This window comes from Mesorhizobium sp. WSM4844, assembly GCF_055811775.1.
Window position 1 is genome coordinate 152418 of record NZ_JBVVQB010000004.1, and the last position, 15913, is coordinate 168330.

The 15913-nt window shown below is 63.9% G+C and carries 15 protein-coding genes; 3 read left to right on the plus strand and 12 right to left on the minus strand.

Features of this window, described 5'->3' with window-relative positions; genetic code table 11:
• Nucleotides 1-133: 133 nt before the first annotated feature.
• Nucleotides 134-805: a Crp/Fnr family transcriptional regulator gene (locus tag AC0L2A_RS05710; RefSeq protein ID WP_091600388.1), complete on the minus strand. Its 672-nt coding sequence runs from the start codon at nucleotides 803-805 to the stop codon at nucleotides 134-136.
• Nucleotides 806-1031: 226 nt separating this feature from the next.
• Between AC0L2A_RS05710 and AC0L2A_RS05715 the strand changes: the two genes are divergently transcribed.
• Complete coding sequence (locus AC0L2A_RS05715) at nucleotides 1032-1193, plus strand: hypothetical protein (protein ID WP_473607913.1); 162 nt, start codon at nucleotides 1032-1034, stop codon at nucleotides 1191-1193.
• Nucleotides 1194-1899: 706 nt separating this feature from the next.
• Here AC0L2A_RS05715 and AC0L2A_RS05720 read toward each other — a convergent pair.
• The 8 genes from AC0L2A_RS05720 to AC0L2A_RS05755 all read right to left on the minus strand — a co-directional run bounded on the left by AC0L2A_RS05720 (nucleotide 1900) and on the right by AC0L2A_RS05755 (nucleotide 8555).
• Nucleotides 1900-2265, minus strand: a complete 366-nt coding sequence (locus tag AC0L2A_RS05720) for a GNAT family N-acetyltransferase (RefSeq protein WP_473607911.1) — start codon at nucleotides 2263-2265, stop codon at nucleotides 1900-1902.
• Between the two features lie 371 nt (nucleotides 2266-2636).
• The gene (locus AC0L2A_RS05725; protein WP_287203663.1) at nucleotides 2637-3365 is read right to left on the minus strand and encodes an amino acid ABC transporter ATP-binding protein; all 729 of its coding nucleotides are present in this window, start codon (nucleotides 3363-3365) and stop codon (nucleotides 2637-2639) included.
• A 29-nt stretch (nucleotides 3366-3394) separates the two neighbouring features.
• Nucleotides 3395-4069: an amino acid ABC transporter permease gene (locus AC0L2A_RS05730; protein ID WP_473607910.1), complete on the minus strand. Its 675-nt coding sequence runs from the start codon at nucleotides 4067-4069 to the stop codon at nucleotides 3395-3397.
• Nucleotides 4066-4737, minus strand: a complete 672-nt coding sequence (locus tag AC0L2A_RS05735) for an amino acid ABC transporter permease (RefSeq protein ID WP_473607909.1) — start codon at nucleotides 4735-4737, stop codon at nucleotides 4066-4068. The genes AC0L2A_RS05730 and AC0L2A_RS05735 overlap by 4 nt, the downstream gene beginning before the upstream one ends.
• A gap of 129 nt (nucleotides 4738-4866) precedes the next feature.
• Nucleotides 4867-5655, minus strand: a complete 789-nt coding sequence (locus AC0L2A_RS05740; RefSeq protein WP_023799181.1) for an ABC transporter substrate-binding protein — start codon at nucleotides 5653-5655, stop codon at nucleotides 4867-4869.
• Between the two features lie 111 nt (nucleotides 5656-5766).
• Nucleotides 5767-6930, minus strand: a complete 1164-nt coding sequence (locus tag AC0L2A_RS05745) for a saccharopine dehydrogenase family protein (protein WP_473607907.1) — start codon at nucleotides 6928-6930, stop codon at nucleotides 5767-5769.
• The gene (locus tag AC0L2A_RS05750) at nucleotides 6927-7463 is read right to left on the minus strand and encodes an Lrp/AsnC family transcriptional regulator (protein WP_473607906.1); all 537 of its coding nucleotides are present in this window, start codon (nucleotides 7461-7463) and stop codon (nucleotides 6927-6929) included. Before AC0L2A_RS05750 ends, AC0L2A_RS05745 begins: the two co-directional genes overlap by 4 nt.
• A 168-nt stretch (nucleotides 7464-7631) precedes the next feature.
• A complete protein-coding gene (locus AC0L2A_RS05755; RefSeq protein ID WP_473607904.1) occupies nucleotides 7632-8555 on the minus strand; it encodes a LysR family transcriptional regulator in 924 nt (307 codons plus the stop codon).
• A gap of 92 nt (nucleotides 8556-8647) precedes the next feature.
• Here AC0L2A_RS05755 and AC0L2A_RS05760 point away from each other — a divergent pair, with 92 nt between their 5' ends.
• Nucleotides 8648-9478, plus strand: coding sequence for an NAD(P)H-dependent oxidoreductase (locus AC0L2A_RS05760; protein ID WP_473520870.1), 831 nt, complete (start codon nucleotides 8648-8650; stop codon nucleotides 9476-9478).
• Nucleotides 9479-9527: 49 nt separating this feature from the next.
• On the opposite strand, the gene AC0L2A_RS05765 is transcribed toward AC0L2A_RS05760, so the two are convergent.
• The 3 genes from AC0L2A_RS05765 to AC0L2A_RS05775 all read right to left on the minus strand — a co-directional run bounded on the left by AC0L2A_RS05765 (nucleotide 9528) and on the right by AC0L2A_RS05775 (nucleotide 13916).
• The gene (locus AC0L2A_RS05765; RefSeq protein ID WP_473607903.1) at nucleotides 9528-10253 is read right to left on the minus strand and encodes a 3-keto-5-aminohexanoate cleavage protein; all 726 of its coding nucleotides are present in this window, start codon (nucleotides 10251-10253) and stop codon (nucleotides 9528-9530) included.
• 419 nt (nucleotides 10254-10672) lie between these two features.
• On the minus strand, nucleotides 10673-12028 hold the full coding sequence (locus AC0L2A_RS05770) for a sigma-54-dependent transcriptional regulator (RefSeq protein ID WP_473607901.1): 1356 nt from the start codon (nucleotides 12026-12028) through the stop codon (nucleotides 10673-10675).
• Between the two features lie 13 nt (nucleotides 12029-12041).
• Nucleotides 12042-13916 carry a sensor histidine kinase gene (locus AC0L2A_RS05775; protein WP_473515628.1) on the minus strand — a complete coding sequence of 625 codons (1875 nt, stop codon included), beginning with the start codon at nucleotides 13914-13916 and terminating at the stop codon, nucleotides 12042-12044.
• A gap of 224 nt (nucleotides 13917-14140) precedes the next feature.
• Between AC0L2A_RS05775 and AC0L2A_RS05780 the strand changes: the two genes are divergently transcribed.
• Nucleotides 14141-15472 (plus strand): dicarboxylate/amino acid:cation symporter, encoded by a 1332-nt coding sequence (locus tag AC0L2A_RS05780; protein ID WP_027155097.1) that lies wholly within the window; start codon nucleotides 14141-14143, stop codon nucleotides 15470-15472.
• Nucleotides 15473-15913 lie beyond the last annotated feature (441 nt).

Below are 15913 nucleotides of genomic sequence, written 5' to 3' on the forward strand. Positions count from 1 at the left end.
TGCAAGGGGTGAAGCGATCAAAGCCCGACCCGCGCGCTGGCACGCTAGGTTGCCCGGTTTGCCGGAAGGAATAATCACTTGCGGCCGAGGAGTATGAAACGTGCGGTGCCCCCCGCCGCAGCGACAGCCTTCGCTATTCCTTCTTGTCGACCAGCGCCCGTAGTGCCGAGACGTCATGCAGCAATAACCTGCTGCCGCGCTTTTCGATCAGGCCCCTCTTGGCGAGGTCGCTCATTTCGCGCGAGACCGCTTCCCTGTGCGTGCTCATCGTTGCCGCCAGCTCGGAATGCGTCGGTGCCGGGCTTATGGACACCTCGCCGTCCACGAGTGCGGCTTTCTCCGCCCGATGCAGGAGCTCGACGATCAGCCGTTTTCGCACGACCAGAGTGCTGTATTCGAATACCCGCTCGGTCATGCGCCGGAGCTGGGCAGACAGATGCTCAAGCAGCATCCAGGCAAAAGTCGGGTGGGTCATCACGATATCTCGGAATGCTGTGCCGGACAGCCGTGCAGCGCGGGTTGCCTCCAGCGCGACTACGCTGGCAGAGCGTGCAATCCCGTCAATGCCTCCGAGCTCCCCGAAAATGTCACCCGGTTCGACATCGCGATACGCTATCTCCCTGCCGTCCGCTGAAACCAGTGTCACGCGAGCCCGTCCTTCCAGCAGGAAGAAGACATCGCGACCAGTGTCGCCGTGGGAAATGATCAGCTCGTTGTGTCGATAGCTGCGCTCGTGCCACCGTTTGGTCAGCGCGGCGAGGTCGGCATCGCAAAGTCTTGAGATGAAGGCCGGAGAGCCTGTCACAACAGCCTCTTGTTCAATCAGGTGTACCTCATCTTACTCCCTATCCAAGGAAATTTGATGGCCGCAGGCCCCGCTTTCCGGAAAGCAAACTGGGAGCGGATTTTTCCAATGTTTTCCCGGTGTGGGAATTCCCACAGCCGAGCCTGGTTCGACTGGCATATCCTTGTTTGCAAACATCCAGGCCTGCCGGCTCGTGTTCAAGCCGGCGAAGGGAAAGGGAACGGTCATGAAATTCTTGGCTCCCGTCACAAAACTTGCTGCGGCGTTTCGCAAATTCGCCGCGCCGCGCTACCGGCCGGAGCTTTATTATATGCGTGGCCCGGGGCCAGCCACCGCCCGCCATGCGGGCACGCCGCGGCAAAACCAATCCATCGATCACTACGCCTAACTTGCCTCGCGGACGGCTGACGCTCTCGCCCGGAGTGCCGTTCGCGCCGTTCCGTACCGGTCAATTCAGATCAATGAAGGTACGATCTGATCATGGTTATAATTCATGCTGCCGCCATCGGTCCATTTCGCAGGTGGTTACGCCTCCGCGCCGAGCGAAAAGCTCTCTTGTCGGCAACGGACCAGTTGAGCCGTTTACCCGATGACGTTCTTGTCGACATCGGCATCTCACGTGACGAAATCATGTGCGCTTTGCGAAGCCGCGCCATCCGTCATGCGGAGGCAGGCGCGGCCGGCACGACGATCGAGCGCACCAGGATCGCTCCGGCCTCGATCCCGAAACGGTTGGCCGCCGGCAGCAGCTACGCCTCGGCCGAGATCCCCTTTGGCTGGTCCACGAGCGCGCGACCGAGCCTTACATCGCGGCTTCGACAAGCAGCGGCGCGCGGACGGGACCTTCGAACGGCACTATACCTGCGACCCCAAGGACTGAATGTTGACCGACGGGAACTGGGGAGGATCTCAAAATGATCATGTCAGTTGTTAAGTCCCTCGCGCTCGCTCACGCTGACATGCCAATCAAACAGCTGAAAGACGTCTATTTGGATTGCGAACGGGGAGGCCGCCGGTGCGCTGGGGACGGAAGACGTGATGTACTGTTCGATGCGCGAGTTCCGACTAGGCGCGCGATAGCAGTTTGCGCATAATCAACGATGCATGGCCTTCTGCACCGTGCAACGCGGCCACTTCGAACCATGTTTGCGGTAAAAGGCCATTGCCCGGTCGTTTCCCTCGAGCACTTCGAGTGGGATGCTCAGGATGCCGGAATGGGCGGCAAAGACAGCGTGCAATATATTAGCGGCTAGCCCGGTGCCGTACTCGCTTTGATCGATGTGGAGCCGGTCAAGCATGACGTCGCCGGCTTCATTCATCTTAGCCATCGCGTAGCCGGCAATCGAGCCGTCTGGCCGTTCTGCGACGAACGACATTTTGTTGGTGTCTGTCAGTTCCGCCGCAATCCGCTGCAGCGTGTGATCTTCATCCGAAATCAAGGCCGCGGTCTCGGCACCCATGATTGGCGAGTACGTCCTGCGCCAAGACTCTCCAATGAGCAGCGATACCGACGGCACGTCCTGCTCAGTCATGGCTCTGATTTGCGTCGTCGAATAACGTCCCCTGCCGGTCAATTATAGCGCCGGACGGGCCGCTCAAATTCGGAGCGGCGGCCTACCGCCGCTTCATCGCATGGGGGTCACGCCGTTCCCTACATCTACCATCAGGCATGGTCCGCAGGTCGCCTCCTACCGATGAGCTAACGTCCGCTCTGGAGAAGCACCGCGAATGTCTGAACATGGCGCTAATTGCTCGTTCCCATCGACGAGACGAATGGCAGCATTCCACCCGTCTCGGCCATTGGCGACAGCCAGCTGGTTGAGTTTTGACTCTAATGCCGCAGAATCTTGCTCAGGAAGGCGCGGCTGCGGTCGGTCTTGGGGTGCGAGAAGAATTCATCCGGCGTGCCGCTCTCGACGATGGCGCCGGCATCCATGAACACCACGCGCTGGGCGACCTTGCGGGCAAAGCCCATTTCGTGGGTCACCACCATCATGGTCATGCCTTCCTCTGCCACCGCGACCATGACGTCGAGCACCTCCGAGATCATCTCTGGATCGAGCGCCGAGGTCGGCTCGTCGAACAGCATGATCTTGGGGCGCATGCCGAGGCAGCGGGCGATCGCCACGCGCTGCTGCTGGCCGCCGGAGAGTTGTGCGGGATAGGCATTGACCTTGTCGGCAAGGCCGACCTTGGCAAGCAGCTCGCGCCCGGCCTTTTCGGCTTCGGCGCGCGGGATCTTGCGGACGTGGATCGGTGCCAGCGTGACGTTCTCGAGCGCGGTCTTGTGCGGATAGAGGTTGAACGACTGGAAGACGAAGCCGATCTCGGTGCGCAGCCGCGTCATGTTGGTGGCGGGGTCGCCGAGGCGCTGGCCGTCGACCACCAGGTCGCCGTCGCGGATCGTCTCCAGCCCGTTGATGCAACGGATCAGCGTGCTCTTACCCGAGCCGCTCGGGCCGCAGACAACGACCACTTCGCGCGGCTCGACGCTGAGCGTGATGTCTTTCAGCACATTGAGCGTGCCGAACCATTTGTTGACGCCGCGAAACTCGATCATGCCGGTACCATTTTTGCTGAGGTTCAACGTCATATCTGCACCTCGCCATGGGCCGCACCCATGCGCTGCTCAAGCCGGCGCGCCAGCAGGATCAGCGGATAACAGACGATGAAATAGCCGAGGCCGACGAGGAAGAAGACCAGCAGGCCGTTTGGCACGCGTTGCACCACCAGCCAGCCGACGCGGGTGAGGTCGGTGAGCCCGATAGCCGAAACAACAGAGGAATCCTTGATCAGCAGCACATATTGCCCGACCAGCGGCGGCAGCACGATGCGCATCGCCTGCGGCAGCACCACCTGGCGCATGTGCTGCCAGCGCGACAGGCCGGACGCCAGCGCCGCCTCGACCTGGCCGGTCGGCACCGAGCGGATGCCGGCGACGACGATCTCGCAGATGAAGCAGGCGGCCAGATTGGTCAGCGCGATTATGCCGGCGGTGAAGGCATCCAGCTCGATGCCGAGTTCCGGCAGGATGAAGAAGATCAGGAAGATCTGCACCAGGAACGGCGTGCCGCGGATCAGGTCGACCCAGGCGCCGATCACGCCGCTGATCAGCCGGTTGCCGCCGGTCCGCAGGATGCCGAGGCCAAAGCCGATCAGCGTGCCCAGCACCAGGCTGACCAGCGACAGCATCACGGTCATGCCGAGGCCGCGCAGGGCGAGGGGATAGCTGCCGGCTATGCTTTGCAGCTGCTGCCAGATCATGTCCGTGCCCCCGCGAGGCCGAGCCAGCGCCCGGACAGCGCCGCCAGTCCCTTCAGCCCGTAATAGAGCAGCAGGTAGAAGGCGGCGATGGTGATGAAACCTTCCGCCGGCATGAAGCGGTCGGAGGCGAGCAATTGCCCGGCGCGCGTCAGTTCGGCGACCGCGATCAGCGACAGCAGGGCCGAATCCTTGACCAGCACGATCGCTTGGCCGAGCAGCGGCGGGATCGTCACCTTGAACGCCTGCGGCAGGATGACCAGGCGCATGCGCTGGATGTAGGTCATGCCGGAGGCGACGCCGGCCTCGACCTGGCCGCGCGGGATCGACAGGATTCCGGCGCGGATGATCTCGGCGACATAGGCGCCGCTGTTCAGCGACAAAGCAAGGATGCCGACGACGAGCTCAGGCAGGATGATGCCGAGCCGCGGCAGGCCGAAATAGAGGAAATAAAGCTGCGCCAGCAAGGGCGTTGCTCGCACCGCGTCGATATAGGCCTTGGCCGGCATGCGGAACAGCCGGCCGCGCTGCAGGTTCATGGCGGCGAGCACGATGCCGACGGCGAGCGCGCCGGCAAAGGCGAGGACAGACAGCCACACGGTCGTGACGAGGCCCTGCCCGAACAGGGGCAGATATTCGACAATGGTGCGGAAGCTGAAATGTTCGAGCATGGGTGGGGCGGTGAATGGTGAATAGTGAATGGTGAATAGGGATTAGTGAATGGTGAATAGGGATTAGCGAATAGCGAGTAGCGATTTACTACTCACTATTCACTATTCACTATTCACTATTCACTATGCTCAGTGATCCTTCTTCCAGTCGTCTGAATTGACCCAGTAGTCGAGGTTCTTCTGCAGGCGGCCGTCGAGGCTGACCTGGTCGAGGAACAGGTTCATCCAGGTCAGCAGGTCCTGCTCGTCATAGCGCGTGGCGAAGGCCAGCGGCTCCTTCGACAGCATGTCCGGCATGATGGTGAAGCTGCCGGCCGGGTAGGCGGTCGACTGGCCCTTGACCGCCGAGACGTCGTTGACGCCGCAATCGGCCTGGCCGTTGTTGACGGCGTCAAGCAGCAGCGGGCCGCCGCCCTTGTAGCTCTTGATGTCGGCGTCCGGGAAAGCCTTCTTGGCCTCCTTCTCGCCAGTGGCGCCGAGCAGCACGGCGATCTTGGTGCCCTTGGCCTTGCAATCCTCGGTGGATTTGAACTTGCCGTCGGCCTTGGTGAAGACGGTGCTGCCGGTGTACATGTAAGGCTTGGTGAAGGCGACCTTCATCGCCCGCGCCAGCGTCGGCGTCATGTCGGCGACCAGAAGATCGGCCTTGCCCGACAGCAGCGCCGGGATCAGGCCGTCCCAATCGAAATCCAAAAAGGTGATCTTGACGCCCATTTCCTTGGCCATCAGTTCGGCAAGCTCGACCGAACTGCCGGTGCGCTCGCCGGCAGCACCGACCAGCGAGAAGGGCGGTCCCTGCGTCTGCACGGCAACGCGCAACTCGCCGCGCTTGGTGATCTCGTCGAGCGTTCCGGCACTGGCCGCGGCAGTGAGGCCGGCGAGCGCAAGGCCGGCGATGAAAAGCTTGGCAATAGTCATTGGGCATTCCTCCTTGTTGTTGTTTGTTATTTTCGCTTTGTTGTCCCACCCTTGGGGGTGCTTTTTGAGCGGCAGCGCCGTTGCCGGCGGCGGCCACCGTTCGAAAATCCTTCAGTCCCAGTCGATCGTTTCGGATACGCGTATACCGCGTCTGGCCAGTTCATCGAGAAAGCGGCCGTCGGGCACATGCAGCAGCGGATTGAGCAGGCCGGGCTCGGTAATTTCGCCCCGCGCCAGCATCTGCGCCACGATGCTGGCGGGATAGCCGACGCCAAGGCTCATGCCGAACAGGCCGGAGGCGAGGTCGCGTTCGATGACCAGGTCCGACATCACCGTCTTGCGGCGGCCATGCTGGGTGCCGGTAAAGACATTGCGCATCACGCACAAGTCCTTCTCGCCGGCGCCGTATTGCAGTTGCGGACCGAGCAGCCGGCCGAGAAATTCACGTGGGCTGGCGCCAACGCCGGGCACCTTGTCCTCGGAAAGGAAGCCAAGCTCCTTCAGCGGCGCCCAGAACGCCGACCAACCCGGCCAGCGCAACGAATAGCGGCCGGAGCGCTGCAGCCCCTTGGCGGCGGCAAGCATGCCGGCATAATGCGGCGCATCGCCATTGGGGAAGGCTTCCAGCCTGCCGAGCCCCGCGACCTCGATCTCGTGGATAAAGCGATTTTCATGTTGCTGGCCGGCCGGCACATCGACCCGCTTGCCGTTCTCGACCAGCACGCTGTCGCGGTTCTGGCTCATCAGAACCATGTCGAAATTCCAACTCACCTTGTAGCACAGCGGCTTGGCCATAGCCCTCGGCTCGGGGATACCGCCGCAATAGGAATCGATCGCCGTGATGGCGTCGAATTGCCTTGCGGCGCGCGCGTAGAGCACAAGGTCGATGCCGGGGTCGAGCCCGCATTCGGTCATGATCGAAACGCCGGCCGCTTCCGCTGCGGGGGCAAGGTCGGCGATCGTCTTGCCGTAATTGGTGGTGACCAGCGGCGTGGGCGTCGCGATCGCGGCCAGCACCGCCTCGCGCATCAGCGGCTGCGGCAACAGATCGATGGCGGCGTCGACACCCGCCAGCACGCTCGCCAACACAGGGGCGATCGCGCCTTCGGGCACGACGAAACGCACGCGGGCAAGGTCGGTCAGGCCGCCAAGCCGGGCTGCCCCATTCGGCGCAGTATCGACGCAGACGACCTCTTCGACATCGGCGCTGGCGACAAGATCGGCGATCGCCGCCCGGCCTTGCAGGCCGAGGCCGCCGAGAACCGCGATCTTCATGGTATTTCCTTTCGCCCGGTTTCTTCGCGCCCAGTTTCGTCGCGCTTGGTCTCGTCCGACCAGCAGCCTTCCGGCAGGCTGACCCATTTGTTGCAGGAGGCCATGACGACGAATGTCTCGCTGCGCACGACTTCGCCCGGCTCGCCGGCGCCGGGGATCAGCTCGCTGGTGACGCGATAGAGATCGGCGACATCGCCAGCCACCGTCACGTCGACGATGATGTCGAAGCGTCCGGTGACGACGGAGGCCGAGTTCACGAAAGGCAGTTCGGCGATGCGCTGCGCCAGTTCCCGGGCGCGGCCGCGCCCCTGCGCATTGATGCCGACGATCGCCGAGATCAATTCTGGGCGCTCGGTCAGGTTGAGCAGCCCGACGATCTTGAGCAGGTTGCGGTCAAGCAGGTTGCGCAGCCGCATGCGCACCGTGGGCACCGAGACGGCCATCTTCTCGGCGAGGCGATTGACGCCAAGCTGCGCATCCTGCGACAGCAGCTTGACCAGTCGCCGGTCGGTCTGATCGAGATGTTCCCGCAAAAACTCAGGCTTTCATAAATGGAAAGAATTTATCGACTTTTCTTTCTGATATGAAAACAGCTTAGGGTGTATCTTTTTAAATCGCAAGAGCGTTCGGCGCTGTCAACAAGGCCGCATCCTGGAAGACAGAAGGGTTTTGCCAGCCGCAGCCGACCGAGGGCATGCCGACTAACGCGGTTTCTCGATCCCTGGAATGCCGCCGATCCGCTCGGCGAGAAAATCGACCAGCAGCCGGACCCTGGCAATGCCGGCGCGCTCCGGGACGATCAGCATGCTCAGCGGAATGGGAGGCGGGGCGTAGTCCGGCAGGATCACTTCCAGCCGGCCGGCGGCGAGGAGATCGTCGACAAGCCAGTGATGGGCAGGTGCAATACCGCGCCCGGCGACGAGGGCTTCGCGCACGGCAAGCCCATGGTCGACCCGAAACCGGCCGCCAAAAGGCACCGCGTGGCGTTCGCCGCCCGGCCCCTCCAGGGCGAGCGTGTCGCTTCCCGCGATGTTCGACATCCGGATGCCTTCGTGGCCAGGCAGGTCCTGTGGGACGGCCGGTCTGCCCCGCGCCGCCAGATAGGCCGGTGCCGCCACCAGCAGACGCCGGGACTGGCCGAGCGCCCGAAGTTTCATCGAGCTGTCGGTGAGCGGACCGAGGCGAAGCGCGATGTCGACGCCCTCCCGCACAAGGTCGATGCGCTCGTCGGTGAGGCTGAGATCGACACCGATGTCGGGATAGCGGTCCTGAAAGGCGAAGATCAGCCGGCTGACGTGCAAGACCCCGAGCGCCGCCGTGCAGGATATCCGGATCGTGCCGGCCGACGCGCCGCGTGTGCCCCGCGCCTCGTCGCCGGCCTGCTCGACGAGGCGCAGGATCTGAACGCTGTCGGCATAGTAACGGCTGCCTTCATCGGTCATGGTGACACGCCGGGTGGTCCTGCTGAGCAAGGGCACCCCGACGGCGTCTTCGAGCTCGCGCAAATGCCGCGTGACCGTCGACTGCCCAACCCCGAGCTCGCGCGCCACCGCCGACAGGCTGCCGCGCTCGGCGACGCGAACAAAGGTGCGCATGCGCTCGAGGGTCACATCAGATCTATCCATTATTCGGCATAATCTTATGCATTGCTCAGATATAGCGGATCATCTCCGGCCTAGCTACCTTCAGTGCCATCATCCTTCATCGGAGTGGCCCCATGAAAGTCCTGCTTGTTTTTGCTCATCCTGAACCGCGTTCGCTCAACGGAGCACTGCGTGACGTCGCCATCAGGGAACTCGAGGCCCAGGGCCATGAAGTGCTGATATCGGACCTCTATGCCGATGGCTGGAAATCCGAGGTGGACCGTGCCGACTTTCCGTCGTGGCCGCCCGAAGAACGCTTCCTGCCGGCTGTGGCATCCAAAAATGCTTTTGCGACCAACACGCTAACCGAAGATGTTAAGGCAGAGATCGACAAGCTGCTGTGGGCCGACACGCTGATCCTCCAGTTCCCGCTGTGGTGGTACGCCATGCCGGCAATCCTCAAGGGCTGGGTCGATCGGGTGTACGCCTACGGCTTCGCCTATGGGGTCGGCGAGCATAGCGACAAGCGGTGGGGTGACCGCTTTGGCGAGGGAACGCTCGCCGGCAAGCGCGCGATGCTGATCGTGACCGCCGGCGGCTGGGAGGAGCATTACTCCGCCCGCGGCGTCAACGGCCCGATCGACGACCTGCTGTTCCCGATCAATCACGGGATCCTTTACTATCCGGGCTATGACGTGCTTCCGCCGTTCGTCGTCTACAGAGTGGATCGTTTTGGGGAGGCCGATTTCGAGCCTGTCGCGGAGCGCCTGCGCGAAAGGATGCGGACGCTCGAGACAACCCGCCCCATTCCCTACCGGCAGCAGAATGGCGGCGACTACCACATCCCGAGCATGCAGCTCCGCTCTGAGCTGGGCGACCCGGGCGCAGCAGGGTTTGCGCTTCACGAGGATCGCGCAACCGCGAAATCGGCGACGCCGCGTTCGACTTTGCGGGACGTGGCCTGACGCAGCATCCCGAGAAGATCGGCAAGGCGCCCGAAGCCGACGGGATGAATCAACGACCGGCCCGGAAGATCGCAACCGCAGCAGCCGTCAGTGCGGCATTGCCGGATGCCGTAGTGCCGTCCGGAAGCGCCTTGCCGTCTTCCAGCCCGACGCGCGTCGACCAGTTGCGTTCCGCCGCCCGGTGCACGAACGGCCACACCGTGGCGTCGGCACCGTGCAGCAGGATGGCGCGACGCAGTCCGGCGCGGTCGAGCACGGCGGCGATGCCGTCGCAGGCTTCCAGCGCCGCGTCCAGCGCCTGCTCGGAAATCTCGATCAGGATGCGCAGCACCTGGTTGCCATGGTCGAGGCGGACCAGGCGCTCGGCATCAGCGACGGAGGCGAGCCCGGCCTCGATACCGATGCCGCGCTGCCGCAGGCTTTGCATGACCTCGGGCGCGGCCTTCTCGCTCAGATTGACCGAGGCGTAGTCAGGCAATTCGCTCCAGCCGGCGATCGCGTCAAGTGTGCGCTCGTCGTCGTTCTCGATCCAGGCGCCGGTCGACACGCCAATCAGCGTTCCCGGGCAGGCGCCGCGCAGCGCCAACACGGTCCGGTCCATCGTCGCCGGGGCAAGGCTTTCGCGGCCGTCGAGCCCGCGTGCATGGATATGCAGCTCGGCCGCACCGGCGGCCACGCAGGACGCGCCGTCACGCGCCATGGCTTCAGGATCGAGTGGCAGCTGCGGATGGAAATCGGCGCTGCGCGCGCCATTGATGCAGGTCTGGACAATCATGAGAGTGGTCCGGTTGAAGTGGACCAAGTGTAGCGCAGGATGGCGAAAACCGGAATCGGTTCGCGTCAGGAGAGTTGCTGCGGGAGCGACGTTTGCAGACGTTGGCGCTTCCCCTCATCCCTCTGCTGCAGCCTTACCTTAAGGCTTTCAGCGTAGCGCCATCGGCGAAGCTGCCGATCTCCCCCCTTGCGGGGGAGATGTCCGGCAGGACAGAGGGGGGTGGGAAGGATCACCAACCTCGACTTCAGCCATTCTCAACCGGAAACAGCCTAAGGGCATGGCAGGTCGGAGGGACAGCACCCCCCTCTGCCTTGCCAGGCATCTCCCCCGCAAGGGGGGAGATTGGATGCCGCTTCGGCTTTCGCCAACCACCAGCGCTGGAGGCAGGGCAGATGAGGGCAGCCCTAGCCTGTTGGCCTCTACCTCGAAAACTCGCTGCGCACGATGCCGTGGCGCTGCAGCTTGTCATAAAAGGTCTTGCGCGGAATCCCCAGCGCTTCGATCGTGCGCCTGACGTCGCCCTCGTTGCGGTTAAGCGTCTCGCGGATGATGTCGGCCTCGTAGCGCTCCAGCCGTTCCGGCAGTTTCATGGCGGCATCCGGCTCGGCTGGGGCAGGGGATGCCACTCCTGCGTCTTCCTCGAGTCCAAGCACGAAGCGTTCGGCGAAATGCGCGAGCTCGCGCACATTGCCCGGCCAGTCATGCTCCCTGAGATGGCGGTGCACCGCGGCCGGCACCGCCGGCAACGGGCGCCGGAAGCGGGCGGCGGCGCGCTCGGCGAAGTAGAAGAACAGCAGTGCGACGTCGTCGCGGCGCTCGCGCAGCGGCGGAATGGAGATCGTCACCACGTTGAGCCGGTAATAGAGATCCTCGCGGAAAGCGCCGCGCTGGCGCGGATCGCCGAGATCGACCTTGGCGGCCGCAACGACGCGCAGGTCGACCGGCCGCATTTCGTTGGTGCCGAGCGGGGTGACCTCGCGCATTTCCAGCACGCGCAGCATCTGCACCTGTGTCGAGACCGGCATGCTTTCGATCTCGTCGAGGAACAGCGTGCCGCCGCTGGCGTGCTCGATACGGCCGATCCGCTTCTTCTGCGCCCCGGTGAAGGCGCCTGCCTCATGGCCGAACAATTCGCTCTCGATGACCGTCTCCGGCAGCGTGCCGCAATTCAGCGCGACGAAATTGCCCTTGGCGCGGCGACTCCAGCGATGCAAAAGGCTGGCTACCACTTCCTTGCCGGAACCGGTCTCGCCGGTCACCAGCACGTCGACATCGGTGTCGGCGATCTGGCGCAGCGTGCGGCGCAGCCTTTCCATCGCCGGCGTCTGGCCGATCAGCGGCAGGCCGTCCTGCGCCTCTCCGGCCGCCTCGCGCAAGGCGCGGTTCTCCATCACCAGGCGGCGCTTTTCCGCGGCGCGGCGCACGCTCTGCACCAGCCGGTCGGCGGCGAAGGGTTTGGTGATGAAGTCGTAGGCGCCGTCCTTGATCGCCTTGACGGCAACCGCGATGTCGCCATGCCCGGTGACGAGGATGACCGGGATGTCCGGGTCCAGCCGCAGGATGCGGTTGAAAAGCTGCAAGCCGTCAATCTCAGGCATGCGGATATCCGACACCACCACGCCGGCAAAACCGGTGTCGAGCCTGGCCAGCGCCTCGGTCGCCACCGAGAAAGCCGAGACCGAAAAGCCGGCAAGCTCCAGCGTCTGCGCGGTGGCCTTGAGGAGATCGCTATCGTCATCGACCAAGATGACCGGCGCTGCGTCGTCGTTCGTCATGCTGCCTTGGCCACTATGCTGCTTTCAAGAGATGGATGGCGAAGCGGGTGCCGCTGCCGTCGCTCGAAACCTCGATGCGTCCGCCGTAGTCGGCGACGATATCCTTCGAGATGACAAGGCCAAGACCGAGGCCTTTTTCCTTGGATGTATTGAACGGCGTGAACAGCGATTTGAGAATCCCTGGCGGAATGCCAGGTCCGTTATCGGACACGCCGACCATCACGCCGTCCGCGGTCTCCTCGACCGCAACCCGCACATGAGCGTCGTTGCGGCCGTCCAGCGCTTCAAGCGCGTTCTGGAAGAGGTTGATCAGCACCTGTTCGAGCCGGACCCGGTTGCCCATGACCTTGAGGCTCGGCGGTGGCAGGTCGATCGCCAGTGCGTCGAGCCGGCCGGCAAAGCGGCTTCTCAACAGCACGACGGCGCCCTCGATGACACCGCGCAATGCGACAGGCTCGGCGGCGGTGCGGCCCTTGCGGGCAAAGGCCTTCAATTCTTCGGTGATGGTGCCGATGCGCTCGGTCAGTGCTGCGATGGCACCGAGGTTTTCCCCGGCGGGCGCAGTCTGCTTCCTGTCGAGGAAGACGCGGGCGTTGTCGGCATAGGCGCGTATGGTGGCAACCGGCTGGTTGATCTCATGGGCGACGCCGGCGGCGACCTGGCCGAGGATGGCGAGGCGGTTGGCCTGGACCAGATCCTGCTGCACAACCTGCAGCTTGGCTTCCGTGCTGCGATGGTCTGATATCTCCGCCTGCAGCCGATCGCGGGCACGGCTCAGATCCTCGGTTCGTTCGACGACGCGGCGCTCGAGTTCGGTGCGCGCCGCCTGTTCGGCGGCGATCCGCATTTGTCCCGACTGCCGGCGCCACAACAGATACGCAGCAAGGCCGAGCAACGGGACCAAGACGCCGAGCGCAAGGAGCCGCATTTCACGGGCCGCGGCGGCGATCGGCGCCTCGGCCGGGACGAGATAGTCGAGCCGCCAGGGGGTCGAAGGAACCGGGGCTGAAAGTCTCAGATATTCCGCGTCGCTGCCGCCGGGCGTCACCGCGTGGACGATCGACACGTCCGGGCTGAGCGCCTGCGGGCGCGTGATCGGCAACGGCATCAGCGGTGCATCGCCGAACTGCTGGCTGTTCTGGATGGCGGCACGATCAGACGCGGCAAGCGGCGCCGTCGTCATGAAGCGCCAGGACCGCACGCTGGTGATCAGGACGATACCACGCTCGTCGCTGACATAGGCCGGGCGGTTCACCTCGTGCCAGTCGGCCTCGAGCTGATCGAACTCCGCCTTGACGACGACGACGCCCAGCGGTGCGGCGGCGTTGCCGACGCGCCGCGAGATGTAGAGGCCTGGGCGTTTGCTGACATTGCCGAGCGCGAAATATTCGGCGGTTCCAGATTGCATCGCCGCGGAGAAATAGTCGCGGAACCGGTAGTCGTTGCCGACAAAGCTGCTCGGGTCGCGCCAGTTGCTGGAGGCGATCGCCAGCCCGTCGGTGCCGATGACATAGAGCACCGAGGCCTTGGTGCCGGAGACCAGCCCTTCAAGCTTGCGATTCAGCACATCGATTGCAGCAGCACTTTTCTGCGCCAGCGCGTCGCGCACCTGCTGGTCTTCCGACAAAAGCAGGGGCAGGGCGCGCGGGCTTTCCAGAACGGCGCGCAATAGCGCGACCTTCAGATTGGCGTCGGTGCGGCCCTGCGCCGCCAGTCCCCTGAGCTCCGTGGTACGGCCATAGAGACCAGCGCCGTAAAGTGCGGCCGTGGCCGTCGCAAGGGCGATGGCCGCAAACAGCAGCCAGGCACGGCGCGCTCGCCTGCCGAGTTGCTCGGGCGTCGACGGCAAGGCAGCGGCGGGGCGTTGCAGCATCGCCCATTTGTGCATGATTTCGCACAAAGCACAATTCGGCCATGCGAACATCCGCACTTTGTGTGTGTGCGAAACGAACTGCCAGTTCTGGAATACTCAATAAAATCAAAGGGAGAGGCTCTTTTCCGCGCACTTGGCACGGCAGTTGCAGACACGACTTCAGCGGTCGCGAGGCTGCTGGGTCAAATGCAAACGCTCCGGGAGGTCGAGCTTTCGATCGGAGCACAATGGAGGACGTCATGCAGACAGCATTCGCTGCCGCCGCGCCGCGCGGCAAACTTCCGTTCTACCGGCATCTCTATGTGCAGGTGCTGGCGGCGATCGCCGCCGGCGTGCTGCTCGGCCACTTCTATCCCGAAACCGGTGAGGCGATGAAGCCGTTCGGCGACGCCTTCATCAAGCTGGTGAAGATGGTGATCGCACCGGTGATCTTCCTGACGGTGGCGACCGGCATCGCCGGCGTTTCCGACCTGCAGAAGGTGGGCCGCGTCGCCGGCAAGGCGATGATCTACTTCCTGGCTTTCTCGACGCTGGCGCTTGTCGTCGGCCTTGTCGTCTCGAACGTCGTCCAGCCGGGCGCCGGCATGCATATCGATCCGGCCACGCTCGATGCCACAAAGGTGGCGACCTACACCGAAAAAGCCCACGACACCAGCATCGTCGGTTTCCTGATGAACATCATCCCCGACACGATCACCGGCGCTTTCGCAAAGGGCGACATCCTGCAGGTGCTGTTCTTTTCGGTGTTGTTCGGGCTCGCACTTGCCGCGGTCGGCGATCGCGGCCGCCCGGTCGTCGATTTCCTGCAGGCATTGACCACGCCGATCTTCCGCCTCGTCGCCATCCTGATGAAGGCCGCGCCGATCGGCGCTTTCGGCGCCATGGCTTTCACCATCGGCAAATACGGCATCGGCTCGATCGCCAACCTCGCCATGCTGATCGGCACATTCTACCTGACCTCGCTGCTGTTCGTGCTGGTGGTGCTCGGCGCGGTCGCCCGCTACAACGGCTTCTCGATCCTGGCGCTGATCCGCTACGTCAAGGAAGAGCTGCTGCTGGTGCTCGGCACCTCCTCCTCGGAAGCGGCACTGCCGGGCCTGATGGCCAAGATGGAGCGCGCCGGCTGCAACCGCTCGGTGGTCGGGCTGGTCGTCCCGACCGGCTATTCCTTCAACCTCGACGGCACCAATATCTACATGACGCTGGCTGCGCTGTTCATCGCCCAGGCGACCGACACGCCGCTCACCCTCGGCGACCAGATCCTGCTGCTCGCCGTCGCCATGCTGAGTTCCAAGGGCGCCGCCGGCATTACCGGCGCCGGCTTCATCACGCTGGCCGCGACGCTCTCGGTCGTGCCGGCAGTGCCGGTCGCCGGCATGGCGCTGATCCTCGGCGTCGACCGCTTCATGTCGGAATGCCGGGCGCTGACCAACTTCATCGGCAATGCGGTGGCGACCGTGGTCGTGGCGCGCTGGGAAGGGGAACTCGACCAGACCAGGTTCGCTGCCGCGATGGCCGGCGACTTGCCTGAGGAAGCCGATCTGTCGCTGCCGGGGCTGCAGGCTGCGTGACTGATCAGGCCTGCCCCCATACGGCCCGGAGCCGGTTCGCCGGCTCCGGGAAAAGACGATTGGCCTTGTAAGCCGATGGTCGCGGCCGCGTATGATGCCTGGCACGCGGAGCGCGAAGTGGATGTCAGCGCCATTCCAACGCTGCATGCCGCCTGAGACGTAACAGGCTTGTGAGCCTTTGGTCTTGGCGTGGGGCTTGCTCCAGCCGCATTTGAAGGCCAGTATCCGCCATGCCTTCAAGGTGCCTGTCCGCTTCGATCCCGACCTGATCACGACCGAAGCCTTTCCGTCAGGCTCGGTTGTCGTGTCATCCGAGCCGAACCGTCGGAGCCCTTGCTGCCGTCGACCATGATCTCGGCGGCAGCTCTTGAAGGCAATGGCGGCCTCAAAATGAAGTCGCAAAGCAAGAGACGTGACCCGTCCTGACGAAAGGCGCGAGCC